Below are 18,508 nucleotides of genomic sequence, written 5' to 3'. Positions count from 1 at the left end.
CCCCGTGGCACGCGTCAAGCGAGCGGTCAACGCCCAGAAGAAGCGCCGCACAGTTCTCGAGTCGGCCCGCGGTTACCGCGGTCAGCGCTCGCGCCTGTACCGCAAGGCCAAGGAGCAGATGCTCCACTCGATGACCTACTCCTACCGGGACCGCCGCGCCCGCAAGGGCGAGTTCCGGAAGCTGTGGATCACCCGCATCAACGCCGCGACCCGGCAGCACGGCCTCAGCTACAACAAGTTCGTGCAGGGCCTGAAGGCCGCCGAGGTCGAGGTCGACCGCAAGATCCTGGCGGAGCTCGCCGTCAACGACCCGCAGGCCTTCGAGGCGCTGGTCGACGTGGCGCGCAAGAACCTGCCGGAGAGTGCGGCCTGATCGCCGAAAGCACTTCCGATCCGCGACCCGGGACCCCGCTCACCGAGCGGTCGTCCCGGGTCGCGGTCGCTCGTAAGCTCACCCGCCGCGCGGGCCGCGAGAAGGCCGGCGCCTTCCTCGCCGAGGGCGCCCAGGCCGTGGGCGAGGCGCTGACCGCGCACGCCGACGACCGGCTGCGGGTGCGCGAGCTGTTCGTCACCGAGCAGCCGCGGCACGCCGAGCTCGCCGAGCGCGCGGTGCTGGCCGGGGTGCCGGTGCACGAGGTCACCGACAAGGCCGCCGCGTCGCTGTCGGAGACGGTCACCCCGCAGGGCGTGGTCGCCGTCTGCGACCTGCCCCGCACCGACCCGGTGACCGCCCTGGCGCGGCGTCCCGCGCTGGTCGCGGTGCTGGTCGGCATCGCCGACCCGGGCAACGCCGGAACCGTGGTGCGCGTGTCCGACGCCGCGGGGGCCGGTGCGGTGCTGTTCGCCGGGGACACCGTCGACGCCTACAACGGCAAGGCGGTGCGGGCCTCCACCGGAAGCCTGTTCCACCTGCCGGTGGCCCGGGACCGCGACGTCACCGCCGTGCTGACGGCGTGCCGGGAGGCCGGGCTGCGGCTCGTCGGCGCCGACGGCTACGCCACCGGCGACCTGGACACCGCCGACCGGGCGGGCGAGCTCGCCGAACCCACCGCGTGGGTGTTCGGCAGCGAGGCGCACGGGCTGTCCGACGAGGTCAAGGCCCAGCTGGACACCACGCTGCGGGTACCGCTGTACGGTCAGGCGGAGAGCCTCAACCTGGCCACCGCCGCGGCCGTCTGCCTCTACGCCTCGGCGCGTGCCCAGCACCGCTGAGCTCGGGCGGAGCGGATCACCGCGCAACGTCGTGGACGCCGTCGCTTAGAATCGCCCATGTCAGCTTGCGGCTTCGCACCGAAGAGTCGTATGCAACCTCAGCAGGTTCGCAGGCCCGGCTACCTGGCAGAACAGGGACCTGGCCGATGATGCCTGCGGGATCAACGGGAGTCACGCACTAACGATGTCTGGAGCCAACGACTCGTACGACCCGAAAGAGGTCGCCGCGCTGTCGCCGGAGACGCTGGACGCCGCGGTCGAGGAGGCCAAGAAGGCCTTCGTCGCCGCAGCGGACCTGGACGAGCTGGCCGCCGTCAAGCCCGGCCACCTCGGCGACCGCTCGCCGCTGCTGACCGCGCGCCGCGAGATCGGAGCCCTGCCGCCCAAGGCGCGCTCCGAGGCGGGCAAGCGCGTCAACCAGGCCCGCGAAGCCATCCAGGGCGCATTCGACGAGCGTCGCGCAGCGCTGCAGGCCGAGCGCGACGAGCGCGTGCTGCGCGAGGAGTCGGTCGACGTCACGCTGCCGTGGGACCGCGTGCCCACCGGTGCCCGGCACCCGATCACTCAGCTCGCCGAGCAGATCGAGGACACCTTCGTGGCCATGGGCTGGGAGGTCGCCGAGGGCCCCGAGCTGGAAGCCGAGTGGTTCAACTTCGACGCGTTGAACTTCGGCAAGGACCACCCGGCGCGCACCATGCAGGACACCTTCTACGTGGCGCCGGAGGACTCCGGGCTGGTGCTGCGCACGCACACCTCGCCGTCGCAGGTCCGCGCGCTGCTCAACCGCGACCTGCCGGTGTACGTGGTCTGCCCGGGCCGCACCTTCCGCACCGACGAGCTCGACGCCACCCACACCCCGGTGTTCCACCAGGTCGAGGGTCTGGCGGTCGACAAGGGCCTGACCATGGCGCACCTCAAGGGCACCCTGGACGCCTTCGCCCGCTCGATGTTCGGACCGGAGTCCAAGACCCGGCTGCGCCCGTCGTACTTCCCGTTCACCGAGCCGTCCGCCGAGATGGACATCTGGTTCCCGGAGAAGAAGGGCGGCGCCGGCTGGGTCGAGTGGGGCGGCTGCGGCATGGTGAACCCCAACGTGCTGCGCGCCTGCGGCGTCGACCCGGACGTCTACACCGGTTTCGCCTTCGGCATGGGCCTGGAGCGCACCCTGATGTTCCGCAACGGCATCCCGGACATGCGGGACATGGTCGAGGGCGACGTGCGCTTCACCCTGCCCTACGGCATTTAAGAAGGTCTGCCGATGGTCGATCTGCGTAGCGGTGCAAGCTGCGAGGGTGGGCTGAGCGGCTTCGCCGCTTCAAAGACACCCACGACGACCGTCCCCGACATCACTTACCTGAACGAGAGAAGGGCCTGACCAAGTGCGGATTCCGGTTTCCTGGCTGGCCGAGCACCTCGAGCTGCCCGAGGGGACGACCGCGGAGACGCTGGCAGAGGCGTTCATCCGGATCGGGTTGGAGGTCGAGGAGGTCGAGCACCTGACGCAGGTGCGCGGCCCGCTCGTGGCCGGTCGCGTCGCCGAGATCGAAGAACTCACCGAGTTCAAGAAGCCGATCCGGTACTGCAAGGTCGAGATCGGCGCCTCCGAGGACGGCGAGCAGAAGCTGCAGAACATCATCTGCGGCGCCCGCAACTTCGCCGAGGGCGACCTGGTGGTCGTCGCGCTGCCCGGCACGGTGCTGCCCGGCGAGTTCGAGATCAGCTCGCGCAAGACCTACGGCAAGCTCAGCGAGGGCATGATCTGCTCCGCCAAGGAGCTGGGCCTCGGCGAGGACCACGACGGCATCCTGGTGCTGCCGTCGGGTTCTGCCGACCCCGGTGACGACGCGGTGGAGCTGGTCGGGCTCGACGACTCGATCATCGAGCTGGCGATCACCCCCGACCGCGGCTACTGCTTCTCGGTGCGCGGTCTGGCCCGCGAGCTGTCCAACGCGCTCGACGTGCCCTTCGGCGACCCGGGTGCGCGCCCGGTCCCGGAGGAGGACAAGCCGTCGCGCGGCGTGCAGATCAAGGACGCGCAGGCCTGCTCGCGGTTCGTGCTGCGCCGGGTGACCAACGTGGACCCGACCGCGCCGAGCCCGTGGTGGATGCGGCGCCGGCTCGCGCTGGCGGGCATCCGCTCGATCTCGCTGTCGGTGGACGTCACCAACTACGTGATGCTCGAACTGGGCCAGCCGCTGCACGCCTTCGACGCCTCGAAGGTCTCCGGCGACCTGGTGGTCCGGCACGCCGATGGCGGCGAGAAGCTGACCACGCTGGACGGTCAGGTCCGCGAGCTCGACCCGGACGACATCGTGATCGCCGACGACTCCGGTGTGGTGTCGCTGGCCGGCGTCATGGGCGGCGAGAGCACCGAGATCGGCGACGGCACGCACGACGTGCTCATCGAGGCCGCGAACTGGGACCCGGCCAACGTCGCGCGCACCATCCGCCGCCACAAGCTGCCCAGCGAGGCGGGCAAGCGCTTCGAGCGCACGGTGGACCCGGCGGTGGCGCCGGTGGCCGTGGAGCTGGCCGCGCAGCTGCTGATCCGCTACGGCGACGGCAAGCTCACCGCGGGCCGCACCGATGTGGGCGAGGTCCGGGCCCCGGCGGCGGTGACGATGCCGCTGGCGCTGCCGGACAAGGTCGCCGGTGTCTCCTACGAGCGCGGTGTGACCGCGCGCCGGCTGTCCCAGATCGGCTGCAAGATCGATCTGAGCACCTCCGACGACGGCGTCGGCCTGATCACCGCGACCCCGCCGTCCTGGCGTCCGGACCTGACGCAGCCGTTCGACCTGGTCGAGGAGGTGCTGCGGCTGGAGGGCTACCACACGATCCCGTCGGTGCTGCCCGCCGCGCCGCCCGGCCACGGCCTGTCGGCCGCCCAGCGCCGCAAGCGCGCGGTCTCGCGCGCCCTGGCCGGTGCCGGTTACGTCGAGGTGTTGCCCTTCCCGTTCACCGGTGAGGAGGCGCTGGACGCCTTCGGCCTGGACGCCGACGACGAGCGCCGCCGCACGGTGAAGGTGCTCAACGCGCTGGAGAGCGACAAGTCGCAGCTGACCACGACGCTGCTGACGGGCCTGCTGGACACCTTGCAGCGCAACGTCTCCCGCGGTCACCGCGACGTTGCGCTGTTCCACATCGGCCAGGTCAGCCAGCCGTCGCAGGACCAGCCCGCGGTGCCGGAGGTCGGTGTCGACGGTCGTCCCAGCGACGAGCAGCTCGCCGGGCTGCTGGCGGCTCTGCCCGCCCAGCCCACGCGGGTGGCGACGGTGCTGGCCGGTCAGCGCGAGCAGGCCGGTTGGTGGGGCAAGGGCCGCGCCGCCGACTGGGCGGACGCGATCCAGGCGGCTCGCGTGGTGGCCTCGGCCGCCGGTGTCGAGCTGACCGTCCGCAAGGCGGAGTTCGCCCCGTGGCACCCGGGCCGCTGCGCCGAGCTGCTGGTGGGCGAGACGGTCGTGGGCCACGCCGGTGAGCTGCACCCGAAGGTCGTCGAGGCGCTGGGCCTGCCCAAGCGCACCAGCGCGATGGAGCTCGACCTCGACGCCCTGCCGCTGGTGGAGCGCCGCACCGCCCCGGACATCTCGGCCTACCCGCCGGTGCTGATGGACGTGGCGCTGGTCGTCGACTCCTCGGTCGCGGCCTCGGACGTCGTCGACGCGGTCCGCGCCGGTGGCGGCGAGTTGCTGGAGGACGTGCGCCTGTTCGACGTCTACGCGGGCGAGCAGCTGGAGAAGGGCAAGAAGTCGCTGGCCCTGGCCCTGCGCTTCCGCGCCCCGGACCGCACCCTCAAGCAGGAGGAGGCCACCGAGGCCCGCGACGCCGCGGTCCAGTCCGCGACCGACCGACTCGGAGCCACCCTCCGCGCCTGACCGCACGACGAGAACGGCCCCGCCCCAGGACTTCCCGGGCGGGGCCGTTTCTCGTTCGCCTCGGTGATCGCGGGCCGCGGTGGGGCTCTGTCGGCCTCAGTGGTTGCGGGGGAGGTGGCGGGTGGTGAAGCCCTCGGCGGAGATGCCCATGATCACCAGGTGGAGCATGCGGTCGGAGAGGGAGTCGGGTTCGCTGGCGCGGCCTTCCTCGCGGAATCCGAGCTTGGTGTGCAGCGCGATCGAGGCGACGTTCTCCCGGTAGATGCCGACCTGGCAGTGCCGGAAGCGGCGGCGGCCGAACATGACGGCCAGCAGCGTGATGATCGCGTCGTCGGCGTAGCCGTGGCGGCGGTGCATCGGGCCGATGCCGACGCCGTAGCTGAACACGTCGGGATCGTCGGCCTTGCTGATGCACATCGAGCCGACGAGCACCTGGTCCCGGCGGGTCTCGATGGCCAGCTGGAAGTCGTCGGGGGAGTCGACGTGGTTCGCGCGGTGCGCGGCCCAGTGCCGGTAGCCGTCGGTCTGCGCGTACGGGGCGCGGGTGGGGTCTTGGTCGAAACCGGCGAGGGTGCGCCGATCGGCGGCGGCCACCCGGCGTAACAGCACCTGCCGACCGACCCAGGACGACGTCGTGATCGGCGCCGCGCGGTGGCGGGCCCCCAGGTTCGGGTGCGGCGGGATCATCGTCATCGATCTCGATGATGCCTTCCGGGACGGACCGAATCCACAGCGGGGTCCACGTGCTGTGACCTCGTGCAAGCGGTGTGAAACCTGGATGGCCGCGGCGTTACCGCCTGTCAACGACGACGCCCGAAATGCCGCTATTGCGGGTGAATCCGCGACGGCAGTGGTGCCGGATGATCGCGAGCGGTGAGAATCCCGCTAATGCCCGATGTTCCGGAGCGCTTCGCGTCGCGACAGCGGTGAGAGCGCGTGGTGCTCGGCGAAGTCGAGGACCCATCCGGGGTCGGTCTTGGCGTGCTCGCGCAGCGCCCAGCCGATCGCCTTGCGGAGGAAGAAGTCCGGATCGGCGAGGTTGGCGTCGATCGCCCGGCGCAGCAGCGCGACGTCGGTGCGCTCCTTGGCGCGCAGCTGCGCGATGATCGCCGTGCGGCGGCGCCAGCGGTCGTCGTCGGTCGCCCAGCGCAGCAGCAGCGGGCGCACGACGTCGGGATGGCTCAGCAGCAGCGGGCCGATGCGCCGGCTCGCGGTCTCGTCGACGAAGTCCCACCAGGCCCCGCTGACCACGAACTCCTCGTAGAGCCCGAGCATCCCGGGATCTTGGAAGCGCCGCTGAGCCTTGTGCCCGGTCACGGACAGCGCGACGTAGCGCTCCTCCCGGAAGCTCGCCTCCCGCCACAGCGCCCGCGCGGAGCCGATCAGCTCCTCCTGGGTCGCGAACGGGAACCGCGCGCACAGCTCGTCGACGATCCCGACCCGTGCCGGTTTCCGAACGCCCAGGAACGCCATCTCCGACTTCATGTAGGCCCGCATCCCGGGCGCGTCGGCCGCCACGGCCCGCTCCCGCAGCAACCGCAGCGCCGCCTCCCGGAACCTCTCGCTCACACCGCGGATCGTCCCACCGGCCCCCGACATCGCGATTTCAATGGAAGTCGGGGACCTGATTTCCGTTGAAATCCGGTCGACCGGGGTGGCCGCGCACCGGCGGGGCGGGTCGGATCACAGGTTCGGTGAGGGTGTGACGTGGGAGGATGGTGGCCCGGCGCGAACTCGTTTGATTGATTTTGCATGGCCGTGCATAATCATCCGTATGACGGTGAGGGTTGCTGTAGCGGGTGCCAGCGGTTACGCGGGCGGAGAACTGCTCCGCCTGCTGCTGACGCACCCCGAGGTCGAGATCGGTGCGCTGACGGCGGGGGGCAACGCGGGCAGCAGGCTCGGCCGGCACCACCCCAACCTGCTGCCGCTGGCCGACCGCGAGCTGACCGAGACCACCGCCGAGCGGCTGCGCGGCCACGACGTCGTCTTCCTCGCGCTGCCGCACGGCCACTCCGCGGCCATCGCCGCCGAGCTCGGCGACGACGTCGTGGTCGTCGACTGCGGCGCCGACCACCGGCTCAACGACGCCGAGGACTGGACCCGCTGGTACGGCGGCGACCACCCCGGCACCTGGCCCTACGGCGTGCCCGAGCTGCCCGGCGCCCGCGACCGGCTGCGCGGCGCCAAGCGCGTCGCCGTGGCGGGTTGCTTCCCGACCGTGTCCTCGCTGGCCATCGTGCCCGCGCTGGCCGCGGGGCTCGTGGAGCCCGACGCCGTGATCACCGCGATCACCGGAACCTCCGGAGCGGGCCGCGCGCTCAAGCCCCACCTGCTCTCGGCCGAGGTCATGGGCTCGGCCAGCGTCTACGGCGTCGGCGGCGCGCACCGGCACACCCCGGAGATGATCCAGAACCTCAGCGCCGCGGCGGGGGAGAGGGTCAAGGTCTCCTTCACCCCGGTCCTCGCGCCGATGGCGCGCGGCATCCTCGCCAGCTGCTCGGCCCCGCTGCGCGGCGACGTCGACACCGCCGCGGCCCGCAAGGCCTACCTCGACGCCTACGGCGACGAGCCGTTCGTGCACGTGCTGCCCGAGGGCACCTGGCCGCAGACCTCCGCGACGCTGGGCGCCAACACCGTCCACCTGCAGGTCACCGTCGACCCCGACGCGGGTCGGCTGGTCGTGGTCGGCGCCGAGGACAACCTCACCAAGGGCACCGCCGGCGGAGCCGTGCAGTGCATGAACCTCGCGCTCGGCCTGCCCGAGACCACCGGACTGCCCACCGCCGGCCTCGCGCCGTGAATCCCGCCACCAGAACCGAGGAGAAGACATGAGCGTGACCGGTCCCGCCGGTTTCCGGGCGGCGGGGGTCGCCGCAGGCATCAAGGCAGCGGGCGCGCGCGATCTCGCACTCGTGGTCAACGACGGCCCGCAGCAGTCCGCGGCCGGGGTGTTCACCACCAACAAGGTCAAAGCGGCGCCGGTGCTGTGGTCCCAGCAGGTGCTGCAGGAGCGCAAGCTCCGGGCGATCGTGCTCAACTCCGGCTGCGCCAACGCCTGCACCGGCCCCGGCGGGTTCCAGGACACGCACGCCACCGCGGAGAAGGTCGCCGACGTCCTGGGCGTCGGCGCCATCGAGGTCGCGGTCTGCTCGACCGGCCTGATCGGCGAGCGCCTGCCGATGGACGCGCTGCTGCCCGGCGTCGACACCGCCGCCCAGGCCCTCGACGCCGGTGAGCAGTCCGGCCTGGACGCCGCCACCGCGGTGCTCACCACCGACAGCAAGGCCAAGCAGGCCCACCGGGCGCACGACGCCGGCTGGTCGATCGGCGGGTTCGCCAAGGGCGCGGGCATGCTCGCGCCGAACATGGCGACCATGCTCAGCGTGATCACCACCGACGTGGCGATCAGCGGCGCCGACCTCGACGAGGCGCTGCGCGCGGCCACCCGGGTCACCTTCGACCGGCTCGACGTCGACGGCGGCACCTCCACCAACGACACCGTGCTGGTCATGGCCTCCGGCGCCTCCGGGACCGAGGTCGCCAAGGAGGAGTTCACGGTGCTGCTCACCGAGGTCTGCCACGACCTGGTGCGCCAGCTGCAGGACGACGCCGAGGGTGCCACCAAGACCATCGACATCACCGTGCGCGGCGCCGTCAGCGAGGCCGACGCGGTCACCATCGGCCGCGTCGTCGCCGAGGACAACCTGGTCAAGACCGCCATGTTCGGCTCCGACCCGAACTGGGGCCGGATCGCGATGGCGCTGGGCCGCGCGCAGGCGGAGATCGACGTGGACAAGGTCGAGATCGCCACCAACGGCGTCTCGCTCTACGCCGACGGAGCCACCGCCCGCGACCGCAGCGAGGCGGACCTGTCCGGCCGCCAGATCGAGATCGTCATCGACCTGCACCTCGGCGAGCACACCGCCACGATCCTGTCCACCGACCTCTCCCACGACTACGTCGAAGAGAACAGCGCGTACTCCTCATGACCAGTGACACCAGCGATCGGCTGGCCACCGCGGCCGAGAAGGCCAGCGTCCTCGTCGAAGCCCTCCCGTGGCTGCAGCGCTTCAACGGCGCCACCGTCGTCATCAAGTACGGCGGCAACGCCATGATCGACGACGAGCTCAAGGCCGCGTTCGCCCAGGACATGGTGTTCCTGCGGCTCGCGGGCCTGCGGCCCGTCGTCGTGCACGGCGGCGGACCCCAGATCACCTCGATGCTCGACCGGCTCGGCATGGAGGGCGAGTTCCGCGGCGGACTGCGGGTGACCTCGCCGGAGACGATGGACGTGGTCCGGATGGTGCTGGTCGGGCAGGTCGGGCGCGAGCTCGTCGGTCTGATCAACCAGAACGGGCCCTACGCCGTCGGCATGTCCGGCGAGGACGCCCGGTTGTTCACCGCCGCCCGCCGCACCGCCACCGTGGACGGCGAAGCGGTCGACGTCGGCCTGGTCGGTGACGTCGTCGACGTCAACGCCGACGCCGTGCTCGACCTGATCAACGCCGGTCGCATCCCGGTGGTCTCCACCGTCGCGCCCGACGTCGACGGCGTCGTGCACAACGTCAACGCCGACACCGCCGCCGGGGCGCTGGCGGTCGCGCTCGGCGCGGAGAAGCTCGTCGTGCTCACCGACGTCGAGGGCCTCTACACCGACTGGCCGGACAAGTCGTCGCTGGTCGACCGGCTCGACGTGGACCAGCTCGCCGAGATGTTGCCGAAGCTCGCCTCCGGGATGGTGCCCAAGATGGAGGCCTGCCTGCGGGCCGTGCGCGGGGGAGTGCCGCGCGCCCACGTCATCGACGGGCGGCTGGCGCACTCCGTGCTGCTCGAAGTCTTCACCAGTGCAGGAGTGGGAACGATGGTGTTCCCGGTCGAATCGGAGGACGCATGAGTGACAATTCCGCGCCGCACGCTCATGTCGGCCGACCGGGTGCGGGTGTCCCGCATGAACACGGAGGACGCATGACCACCAACGCAACCGGGATGCAGCGCTGGCAGGCGTCCATGATGGACAACTACGGCACCCCGAAGCTGACCTTCGTCAGCGGCTCCGGTGCCGAGCTGACCGACGCCGACGGCAAGACCTACCTGGACTTCGTCAGCGGCATCGCCGTCAACGCCCTCGGGCACGCCCACCCGGCCATCGTGCGGGCGGTGTCCGACCAGGTCGCGAAGCTCGGGCACGTCTCGAACCTCTACGTGCACGAGCTCGGCCTGACGCTGGCCGAGCGGCTGCTGGAGCTGGCCGGGGTGACCGGCCAGGGGCGCGTGCTGTTCTGCAACTCCGGCGCCGAGGCCAACGAGGCCGCGTTCAAGATCGCCCGGCTCACCGACCGCCCGAAGATCGTCTCCACCCGCGGCGGGTTCCACGGCCGGACCATGGGCGCGCTCGCGCTCACCGGCCAGCCCGCCAAGCAGGAACCGTTCGCGCCGATGCCGGCCGGCGTCGTGCACGTGCCCTACGGCGACGTGGCCGCGCTGGAGTCCGAAGTGGACGACAACACCGCAGCGGTGTTCCTGGAACCGATCCAGGGCGAGAACGGCGTCGTCGTCCCGCCCGAGGGGTACCTGCGGGCCGCGCGCGAGATCGCCTCGCGCAACGGCGCGCTGCTGGTCGTCGACGAGGTGCAGACCGGCATCGGCCGCACCGGCTCGTGGTTCGCCTTCCAGCGCGAGGGCGTCACGCCGGACGTGATCACCCTGGCCAAGGGCCTCGGCGGCGGTCTGCCGATCGGCGCCTGCATCGGCATCGGGGCCGCGGCCGACCTGCTGCACCCCGGTCAGCACGGCACGACCTTCGGCGGTAACCCGATCGTGTGCGCGGCGGCGCTGGCGGTGCTCGACACCATCGCGGCCGATGGGTTGCTCGATCACGTCGAGCGGGTCGGCAAGGAGCTCGTCACCGGTGTGCAGGGACTCGGCCACCCGCTGGTCCGCGAGGTCCGCGGCGCCGGGCTGCTGATCGCGATCGGCCTCACCGAGCCCGTCGCCGCCAAGGTCGCCGCCGCCGCGCAGGAGCGCGGATACCTGGTCAACCCGATTCAGCCGGACGCCATCCGGCTGTGCCCGCCACTGGTGGTCAGCGGTGAGCAGGTGCAGCGGCTGCTCACCGACCTCCCCGAACTGCTTTCCGCTGGCAAGGAGAACTGATGTCCCGGCACTTCCTCCGCGACGACGACCTCACGCCCGACGAGCAGGCCGAGGTCCTCGACCTCGCCGACGAGCTCAAGGCGGATCCGCTCGGGTCCGACGTGCTCCAGGGCAAGTCCATCGCGGTGCTCTTCGAGAAGAACTCCACCCGCACCCGGCTGTCCTTCGAGGTCGGCATTCACCAGCTCGGCGGACAGCCGATCGTGGTCGACGGGCGGATGATGCAGCTCGGCCGCGAGGAGACCATCGAGGACACCTCGCGGGTGCTGTCCCGCTACGTCGACGCCGTGGTGTGGCGGACCTTCGCCCAGGCGCGCATCGACGCGATGGCCTCGGTCTCGCGCGGACCGGTGATCAACGCGCTCACCGACGAGTTCCACCCCTGCCAGGTCCTCGCCGACCTGCAGACCATCCGCGAGCGGCACGGCAAGCTCGCCGGGCTGACCCTGACCTACCTCGGCGACGGCGCCAACAACATGGCCCACTCGCTGCTGGTCGGCGGTGCCACCGCGGGCATGCACGTGCGCATCGGCGCACCCGAGGGCTTCCGGCCCGCCGAGTGGGTGCTGGAAGCCGCCCGCGAGCGCGCGGCCGAGACCGGCGGTTCCGTCGAGCTGCACAACACACCGCAGGGCTCCGTCGAGGGCGCCGACGTGCTGGTCACCGACGCGTGGACGTCGATGGGGCAGGAGAACGACGGCAAGGACCGGGTCAGCCCGTTCCGGCCGTACCAGGTCAACGCCGAGCTGCTGGCCGCCACCGGCAAGGCCGACACCAGTGTCCTGCACTGCCTGCCCGCGCATCGCGGCCTGGAGATCACCGACGAGGTGATCGACGGCCCCGCCAGCGCGGTGTTCGACGAGGCCGAGAACCGGCTGCACGCGCAGAAGGCCCTGCTGGCCTGGCTGGTGCGACGATCATGAGCACGACCCGGGTCGCGCGGCAGGCGCGCATCGTCGAACTCGTGTCCTCGATGGACATCCGCAGCCAGACCGAACTGGCCAAGCTGCTCGGCGACGCCGGCATCGAGGTCACCCAGGCCACGCTGTCCAGGGACCTCGACGAGCTCGGTGCGGTGAAGCTGCGCGGCCCGGACGGCGGGGCGGCCGTCTACGTCATCCCCGAGGACGGCAGCCCGGTCCGGGGCGTCCAGGGCGGAACCTCCCGCCTGAGCCGGCTGCTCGGCGAGCTGCTCGCCGGTGCCGACGGGGCGGGCAACCTCACGGTCCTGCGCACCCCGCCCGGTGCGGCGCAGTTCCTGGCCAGCGCCATCGACCGCGCCGCCCTGCACGAGGTCGTGGGTTCCATAGCGGGCGACGACACGGTCATGATCGTGGCCCGCGAGCCGCTCACGGGCCACGAGCTCGCCGACCGCTTCACCGCGATGGCGGCCGGCGAGGCGGACCACGAGGATGAGGGCTGAACTCCTGGGCACCGTGACAACGTCCGTTGGCAGCTGACGGTTTTAGCCATAATTGACCGGACATAACGGACATCGATCATGGACAGTTCTGGCTAAAACTGTCCCGACCACCTACCGAGAGAGCACCGAGGAACCGAACGTGACGCAGCAAGGCAGTGAGTCCACCAAGCTCTGGGGCGGCCGCTTCGCCTCCGGCCCCGCCGAGGCGATGGCCGCGCTGAGCCTGTCGACGCACTTCGACTGGCGACTGGCGCCCTACGACATCGCCGGATCGCGCGCCCACGCCCGCGTCCTGCACCAGGCCGGGCTGCTGACCGCCGACGAGCTCGACGCGATGCTCGCCGGGCTCGACACCCTCGCCGCCGACGTCGAATCCGGTGCCTTCACGCCGGTCATCGACGACGAGGACGTGCACACCGCCCTCGAACGCGGACTCCTCGAACGCGTCGGCGCCGACCTCGGCGGCAAGCTGCGCGCCGGTCGTTCCCGCAACGACCAGGTCGCCACCCTGTTCCGGATGTGGCTGCGCGACGCCAGTCGCCGCGTGGCCGCCGGTGTCCTCGACGTCGTCGACGCGCTGGTCGCCCAGGCCGCCGCGCACCCGGACGCGGTGCTGCCCGGCCGCACCCACCTGCAGCACGCCCAGCCGGTGCTGCTCGGCCACCACCTGCTGGCGCACTGCCAGGCACTGCTGCGCGACGTCTCCCGGATCCGCGACTGGGACGCCCGCACCGCCTACTCGCCCTACGGCTCCGGCGCGCTGGCGGGCTCCTCGCTGAGCCTGGACCCGCAGGCCATCGCCGCCGAACTGGGATTCCGGGGCGCCACCGACAACTCCATCGACGGCACCGCCGCTCGCGACTTCGCCGCCGAGGCCGCGTTCTGCCTGGCCATGCTCGGCGTCAACCTCTCCCGGATCGCCGAAGAGGTGATCATCTGGAACACCGCCGAGTTCGGCTACATCACCCTCGACGACGCCTGGGCCACCGGCAGCTCGATCATGCCGCAGAAGAAGAACCCCGACGTCGCCGAACTCGCCCGCGGCAAGTCCGGCCGGCTCATCGGCAACCTCTCCGGCCTGCTGAGCACCCTCAAGGCGCTCCCGCTGGCCTACAACCGGGACCTGCAAGAGGACAAGGAACCGGTCATCGACTCCGTCGAGCAGCTCGACCTCCTGCTCCCCGCGATGAGCGGCATGCTCGGGACCCTCACCTTCCACACCGAGCGGATGGCCGAGCTCGCCCCCGCCGGGTTCACCCTCGCCACCGACATCGCCGAGTGGCTGGTGCGCCAGGGCGTGCCGTTCCGGGTGGCGCACGAGGCGTCGGGCGAGTGCGTGCGCACCGCCGAGGCGCGCGGCGTGGGGCTGGACGATCTCACCGACGAGGAGCTGGCCGCCGCTCACCCGTCGCTGACGCCGCAGGTCCGCGAGGTGCTGACGGTCGCCGGGTCCATCGAGTCCCGCGACTCGCACGGCGGGACCGCTCCCGCCCGCGTTGACGAGCAGCGCAAGCAGGTCGTCGCCGCCGCCGACGAGCACCGCGGATGGCTCGCGGATTGATCGAGATCTCGGTTCTCCCGGTAGGGTGCTGAGCGTGGACCTGATGACGCGCGAGGAGCTGGCCCGCGACCCGCTGTGGGTCGCGCGGCGGCTGCTGGGCTGCGAGCTGCGGTCCAGCAGCCCGGAGGGCGAGGTCGGCGTCCGCCTGGTCGAGGTGGAGGCCTACCGGGGAACCGACGATCCCGCGTCGCACTGCTACCGCGGCCGGACCGAGCGCAACTCGGTCATGTTCGGCCCCGCGGGACACCTCTACGTCTACTTTGTCTACGGGATGCACTTCTGCATCAACGTGGTGAGCTTGACCGACGGTGTCCCCGGGGCGGTGCTGCTGCGCGCCGGGGAGATCACCACCGGCCGCGATCTGGCCCGAAGCCGCAGGCCGGCCGTCCGCAAGGACGTCCAGCTGGCCAGCGGCCCGGCGCGGCTCGCGGGGGCCCTGGGCATCACCCGCGAGCACAACGGCATCGACCTGACCGACCCGGATTCCCCGGTGCGCCTCTACGACGGCGCCCAGGTCGCTGAGGACGACATCCGCACCGGTCCCCGCGTGGGGGTGGCGGCTGCGATGGACATGCCGTGGCGGTCCTGGGTCGACGGTTCGGAGGCCGTCAGCGCCTACCGGCGGGGCGGGCGGCGCCGCATCCGAGCCCGGGCGTAAACCCGGTTGCGGGGATGAGCGAAACTGAACCCCGTGAGTGAGCACATCCTTGACGAGCTGGCCTGGCGCGGACTGATCGCGCAATCCACCGACCTCGACGCGCTGCGCCGAGACCTCGACACCGGCCCGCTCACTCTCTACGCCGGCTTCGACCCGACGGCGTCGAGCCTGCACGCGGGCCACCTCGTGCAGCTGCTCACGCTCGCGCGCTTCCAGCGCGCGGGACACCGGCCGATCGTGCTCGCGGGCGGCGCCACCGGTCAGATCGGCGACCCCCGCGACGTGGGTGAGCGGACGTTGGCGACCCGGGAGGTCATCGAGGAGCGGCTGCGGTCGCTGGGCACCCAGCTCGAGAAGTTCGTGGACTTCGACGACTCGCCCACGGGCGCGATCGCGGAGAACAACCTGAACTGGTTCGACGGTGTCACGGCGCTGGACTTCCTGCGCGACGTCGGCAAGCACTTCTCGATCAACACGATGGTCGGCCGGGAGACCGTGAAGCGCCGGCTCGCCGGTGATGGGATCTCCTACACCGAGTTCAGCTACATGCTGCTGCAGTCGTACGACTACCTGCAGCTGCACCGCAAGTACGGGACGAAGCTGCAGATCGGCGGGTCCGATCAGTGGGGCAACATCATCGGGGGCGTCGACTACGTCCGCAAGGTCGACGGTTCGACCGTGCACGCCCTGACCACGCCGCTGGTCACCGACGCCGAGGGCCGCAAGTTCGGCAAGTCCACGGGTGGCGGCAACGTCTGGCTCGACCCGACGCTGACCTCGCCGTACGCCTGGTACCAGTACTTCGTCAACGCCGCCGACGCCGACGTGCCGCACTACCTGCGCCTGTTCACCTTCCTCGACCGGGAGGAGATCGAGGAGCTGGAGAAGACCACGGCCGAGCGCCCGCAGCTGCGCGCCGGGCAGAAGCGCCTCGCCGAGGAGCTGACGACGCTCGTGCACGGCGAGGACCAGACCCGCAAGGTGACCGCGGCCAGCCAGGCCTTGTTCGGCCGGGGTGAGCTCGCCGACCTCGACGAGACGACGCTGGATTCGGTGATGGCGGCCGTGCCGAACGCGGAACTGCGCCTGGCGGACCGGCCGACGATCGTCGACCTGCTCGTCGAGACCGGCTTGGTCAACGGCAAGGGAGCCGCCCGCCGCACCATCAAGGAGGGCGGCGCCTACGTCAACAACGCCAAGATCTCCGACGAGGAGTGGGCACCGAGCCGCGAGGACCTGCTGCACGGTCGCTGGCTCGTCGTCCGCCGGGGCAAGCGCAACACGGCGGGTGCTCGGGTCCTGAGCTGACGGGGACCGGGCAACGGGGCGCTGACCTGCGGTTTCGCGCCCCGTTTCGGCTTAAGGGACCCCCGGTTCACGGCCCCGAGAAGGGGTCGTGTAACTTATTCCAAGTCAGCGCGACACGGACTGGGAACACCGGGCCGGGCCTGACGCGGGGTTGCGAACCAAGCTCCTGTCTCCGGATGGTAGAGTGGGCGCCCCGAACGGGAAACCAAGAAAAGCAGAGGCGAGCTTCGCTGCTCGCGGACGTGGACGCGGTTTTCCACCCAGAATTTGATTGAAAATGGCGCTTGGTACGCTGCCGGGCAGAATAGTGAGCCGAGATTTCGGCGGCCATCGGATAAGGGATACCCCCCGGTGAGACCGAAAAATCGACCTGCTAGTCTTCACTGCAGCGAAAGCGCGAACTAAAAGAAATGACTCCCCGGAGTGCGCGGGCCTGATGGCTTGTGGCGATGGTGTGGGTGTGTTCTTTGAGAACTCAACAGTGGACTGTTTTGGTTAGTGTTCTTTTATGCCCCTAACCAACTGGTGCGAGTGATCGTGCTGGTGGTTGGTGGTTTCTTTGAGTATCACGCTCCGACCTTTGTGGTTGTTGAGTGTGTGCTGGGATTGTTTCAACAAGGCATTGTTGGAGAGTTTGATCCTGGCTCAGGACGAACGCTGGCGGCGTGCTTAACACATGCAAGTCGAACGATGAAGCCGCTTCGGTGGTGGATTAGTGGCGAACGGGTGAGTAACACGTGGGTAATCTGCCCTGCACTCTGGGATAAGCCTTGGAAACGAGGTCTAATACCGGATACGACACGTCACCGCATGGTGTGCGTGTGGAAAGTTCCGGCGGTGCAGGATGAGCCCGCGGCCTATCAGCTTGTTGGTGGGGTAGTGGCCTACCAAGGCGACGACGGGTAGCCGGCCTGAGAGGGTGACCGGCCACACTGGGACTGAGACACGGCCCAGACTCCTACGGGAGGCAGCAGTGGGGAATCTTGCGCAATGGGCGAAAGCCTGACGCAGCAACGCCGCGTGGGGGATGACGGCCTTCGGGTTGTAAACCTCTTTCGACAGGGACGAAGCGCGAGTGACGGTACCTGTAGAAGAAGCACCGGCTAACTACGTGCCAGCAGCCGCGGTAATACGTAGGGTGCGAGCGTTGTCCGGATTTATTGGGCGTAAAGAGCTCGTAGGCGGTTTGTCGCGTCGGCCGTGAAAACCTGCAGCTTAACTGTGGGCGTGCGGTCGATACGGGCAGACTTGAGTTCGGCAGGGGAGACTGGAATTCCTGGTGTAGCGGTGAAATGCGCAGATATCAGGAGGAACACCGGTGGCGAAGGCGGGTCTCTGGGCCGATACTGACGCTGAGGAGCGAAAGCATGGGGAGCGAACAGGATTAGATACCCTGGTAGTCCATGCCGTAAACGTTGGGCGCTAGGTGTGGGGATGGGTTCCACCGTTTCCGTGCCGTAGCTAACGCATTAAGCGCCCCGCCTGGGGAGTACGGCCGCAAGGCTAAAACTCAAAGGAATTGACGGGGGCCCGCACAAGCGGCGGAGCATGTGGATTAATTCGATGCAACGCGAAGAACCTTACCTGGGTTTGACATGCACTAGACAGCCTCAGAGATGGGGTTTCCCTTGTGGTTGGTGTACAGGTGGTGCATGGCTGTCGTCAGCTCGTGTCGTGAGATGTTGGGTTAAGTCCCGCAACGAGCGCAACCCTTGCCCTATGTTGCCAGCGCGTGATGGCGGGGACTCGTAGGGGACTGCCGGGGTCAACTCGGAGGAAGGTGGGGATGACGTCAAGTCATCATGCCCCTTATGCCCAGGGCTTCACACATGCTACAATGGCCGGTACAGAGGGTTGCGATACTGTGAGGTGGAGCGAATCCCTTAAAGCCGGTCTCAGTTCGGATCGGGGTCTGCAACTCGACCCCGTGAAGTCGGAGTCGCTAGTAATCGCAGATCAGCATTGCTGCGGTGAATACGTTCCCGGGCCTTGTACACACCGCCCGTCACGTCATGAAAGTCGGTAACACCCGAAGCCCATGGCCTAACCCCTTGTGGGAGGGAGTGGTCGAAGGTGGGACTGGCGATTGGGACGAAGTCGTAACAAGGTAGCCGTACCGGAAGGTGCGGCTGGATCACCTCCTTTCTAAGGAGCAATACACCCCAGTTTTCGTGCTGGGAGTGTCCGAGTTGAATGTCCGCACGTGGCATTGCTTGGGTGCTCGATGGATTGTGGAACACACTAACGTTTAGCGAAACGGTTCACTGTTGGGTATCTGAGAGAGCACACTGCGCTCGTTGTGAGTGTGTGTTGTTTCT

The 18,508-nt window shown here is 69.7% G+C and carries 15 protein-coding genes and 1 rRNA gene; 14 read left to right on the top strand and 2 right to left on the bottom strand.

Going from position 1 to position 18,508, the window contains the following annotated elements; translation table 11 throughout:
- Positions 1-4 precede the first annotated feature (4 nt).
- The 4 genes from rplT to pheT all read left to right on the top strand — a co-directional run bounded on the left by rplT (position 5) and on the right by pheT (position 5,084).
- Positions 5-373, top strand: coding sequence for a 50S ribosomal protein L20 (rplT, locus tag REH65_RS06650; RefSeq protein ID WP_093415812.1), 369 nt, complete (start codon positions 5-7; stop codon positions 371-373).
- Complete coding sequence (locus tag REH65_RS06645) at positions 373-1,212, top strand: TrmH family RNA methyltransferase (RefSeq protein ID WP_406693103.1); 840 nt, start codon at positions 373-375, stop codon at positions 1,210-1,212. Before rplT ends, REH65_RS06645 begins: the two co-directional genes overlap by 1 nt.
- A 184-nt stretch (positions 1,213-1,396) precedes the next feature.
- On the top strand, positions 1,397-2,458 hold the full coding sequence (gene pheS, locus REH65_RS06640; protein WP_406691727.1) for a phenylalanine--tRNA ligase subunit alpha: 1,062 nt from the start codon (positions 1,397-1,399) through the stop codon (positions 2,456-2,458).
- A gap of 133 nt (positions 2,459-2,591) precedes the next feature.
- Positions 2,592-5,084, top strand: a complete 2,493-nt coding sequence (pheT, locus tag REH65_RS06635; protein ID WP_406691726.1) for a phenylalanine--tRNA ligase subunit beta — start codon at positions 2,592-2,594, stop codon at positions 5,082-5,084.
- 96 nt (positions 5,085-5,180) lie between these two features.
- On the opposite strand, the gene REH65_RS06630 is transcribed toward pheT, so the two are convergent.
- Positions 5,181-5,777, bottom strand: a complete 597-nt coding sequence (locus REH65_RS06630) for a GNAT family N-acetyltransferase (protein WP_406691725.1) — start codon at positions 5,775-5,777, stop codon at positions 5,181-5,183.
- A 192-nt stretch (positions 5,778-5,969) separates the two neighbouring features.
- Positions 5,970-6,653 (bottom strand): DNA alkylation repair protein, encoded by a 684-nt coding sequence (locus REH65_RS06625; RefSeq protein WP_406691724.1) that lies wholly within the window; start codon positions 6,651-6,653, stop codon positions 5,970-5,972.
- A gap of 205 nt (positions 6,654-6,858) precedes the next feature.
- Between REH65_RS06625 and argC the strand changes: the two genes are divergently transcribed.
- The 10 genes from argC (at position 6,859) to REH65_RS06575 (ending at position 18,335) form a co-directional block, all read left to right on the top strand.
- Positions 6,859-7,887, top strand: coding sequence for an N-acetyl-gamma-glutamyl-phosphate reductase (gene argC / locus REH65_RS06620; RefSeq protein ID WP_406691723.1), 1,029 nt, complete (start codon positions 6,859-6,861; stop codon positions 7,885-7,887).
- A gap of 28 nt (positions 7,888-7,915) precedes the next feature.
- Positions 7,916-9,076 carry a bifunctional glutamate N-acetyltransferase/amino-acid acetyltransferase ArgJ gene (argJ, locus tag REH65_RS06615; protein WP_406691722.1) on the top strand — a complete coding sequence of 387 codons (1,161 nt, stop codon included), beginning with the start codon at positions 7,916-7,918 and terminating at the stop codon, positions 9,074-9,076.
- Positions 9,073-9,981, top strand: a complete 909-nt coding sequence (gene argB, locus REH65_RS06610; RefSeq protein WP_281455968.1) for an acetylglutamate kinase — start codon at positions 9,073-9,075, stop codon at positions 9,979-9,981. The genes argJ and argB overlap by 4 nt, the downstream gene beginning before the upstream one ends.
- Before the next feature lie 71 nt (positions 9,982-10,052).
- Positions 10,053-11,240: an acetylornithine transaminase gene (locus tag REH65_RS06605; protein WP_406691721.1), complete on the top strand. Its 1,188-nt coding sequence runs from the start codon at positions 10,053-10,055 to the stop codon at positions 11,238-11,240.
- Positions 11,240-12,163: an ornithine carbamoyltransferase gene (argF, locus tag REH65_RS06600; RefSeq protein ID WP_281455966.1), complete on the top strand. Its 924-nt coding sequence runs from the start codon at positions 11,240-11,242 to the stop codon at positions 12,161-12,163. Before REH65_RS06605 ends, argF begins: the two co-directional genes overlap by 1 nt.
- Positions 12,160-12,663 (top strand): arginine repressor, encoded by a 504-nt coding sequence (locus REH65_RS06595; RefSeq protein WP_406691720.1) that lies wholly within the window; start codon positions 12,160-12,162, stop codon positions 12,661-12,663. The genes argF and REH65_RS06595 overlap by 4 nt, the downstream gene beginning before the upstream one ends.
- A 139-nt stretch (positions 12,664-12,802) precedes the next feature.
- Complete coding sequence (argH, locus tag REH65_RS06590; RefSeq protein WP_281455964.1) at positions 12,803-14,224, top strand: argininosuccinate lyase; 1,422 nt, start codon at positions 12,803-12,805, stop codon at positions 14,222-14,224.
- Between the two features lie 43 nt (positions 14,225-14,267).
- Positions 14,268-14,882: a DNA-3-methyladenine glycosylase gene (locus REH65_RS06585; protein WP_406693102.1), complete on the top strand. Its 615-nt coding sequence runs from the start codon at positions 14,268-14,270 to the stop codon at positions 14,880-14,882.
- Positions 14,883-14,915: 33 nt separating this feature from the next.
- The gene (gene tyrS / locus REH65_RS06580) at positions 14,916-16,190 is read left to right on the top strand and encodes a tyrosine--tRNA ligase (protein ID WP_406691719.1); all 1,275 of its coding nucleotides are present in this window, start codon (positions 14,916-14,918) and stop codon (positions 16,188-16,190) included.
- A gap of 622 nt (positions 16,191-16,812) precedes the next feature.
- Positions 16,813-18,335: ribosomal RNA gene (locus tag REH65_RS06575) — 16S ribosomal RNA — on the top strand.
- The last annotated feature ends 173 nt before the right edge of the window (positions 18,336-18,508 follow it).

This window comes from Saccharopolyspora sp. ID03-671 (assembly GCF_045278815.1).
GTDB classification, from domain to species: domain Bacteria; phylum Actinomycetota; class Actinomycetes; order Mycobacteriales; family Pseudonocardiaceae; genus Saccharopolyspora; species Saccharopolyspora ipomoeae.
This window is presented reverse-complemented; position numbering and strand designations above follow the sequence as displayed.

Coding starts and splice junctions, on each gene's coding strand:
- REH65_RS06630 (WP_406691725.1), bottom strand. CDS start 5,777: ATGACGATGATCCCGCCGCACCCGAACCTGGGGGCCCGCCACCGCGCG.
- REH65_RS06595 (WP_406691720.1), top strand. CDS start 12,160: ATGAGCACGACCCGGGTCGCGCGGCAGGCGCGCATCGTCGAACTCGTG.
- argC (WP_406691723.1), top strand. CDS start 6,859: ATGACGGTGAGGGTTGCTGTAGCGGGTGCCAGCGGTTACGCGGGCGGA.
- REH65_RS06585 (WP_406693102.1), top strand. CDS start 14,268: ATGACGCGCGAGGAGCTGGCCCGCGACCCGCTGTGGGTCGCGCGGCGG.
- pheS (WP_406691727.1), top strand. CDS start 1,397: ATGTCTGGAGCCAACGACTCGTACGACCCGAAAGAGGTCGCCGCGCTG.
- argB (WP_281455968.1), top strand. CDS start 9,073: ATGACCAGTGACACCAGCGATCGGCTGGCCACCGCGGCCGAGAAGGCC.
- REH65_RS06605 (WP_406691721.1), top strand. CDS start 10,053: ATGACCACCAACGCAACCGGGATGCAGCGCTGGCAGGCGTCCATGATG.
- argJ (WP_406691722.1), top strand. CDS start 7,916: ATGAGCGTGACCGGTCCCGCCGGTTTCCGGGCGGCGGGGGTCGCCGCA.
- argF (WP_281455966.1), top strand. CDS start 11,240: ATGTCCCGGCACTTCCTCCGCGACGACGACCTCACGCCCGACGAGCAG.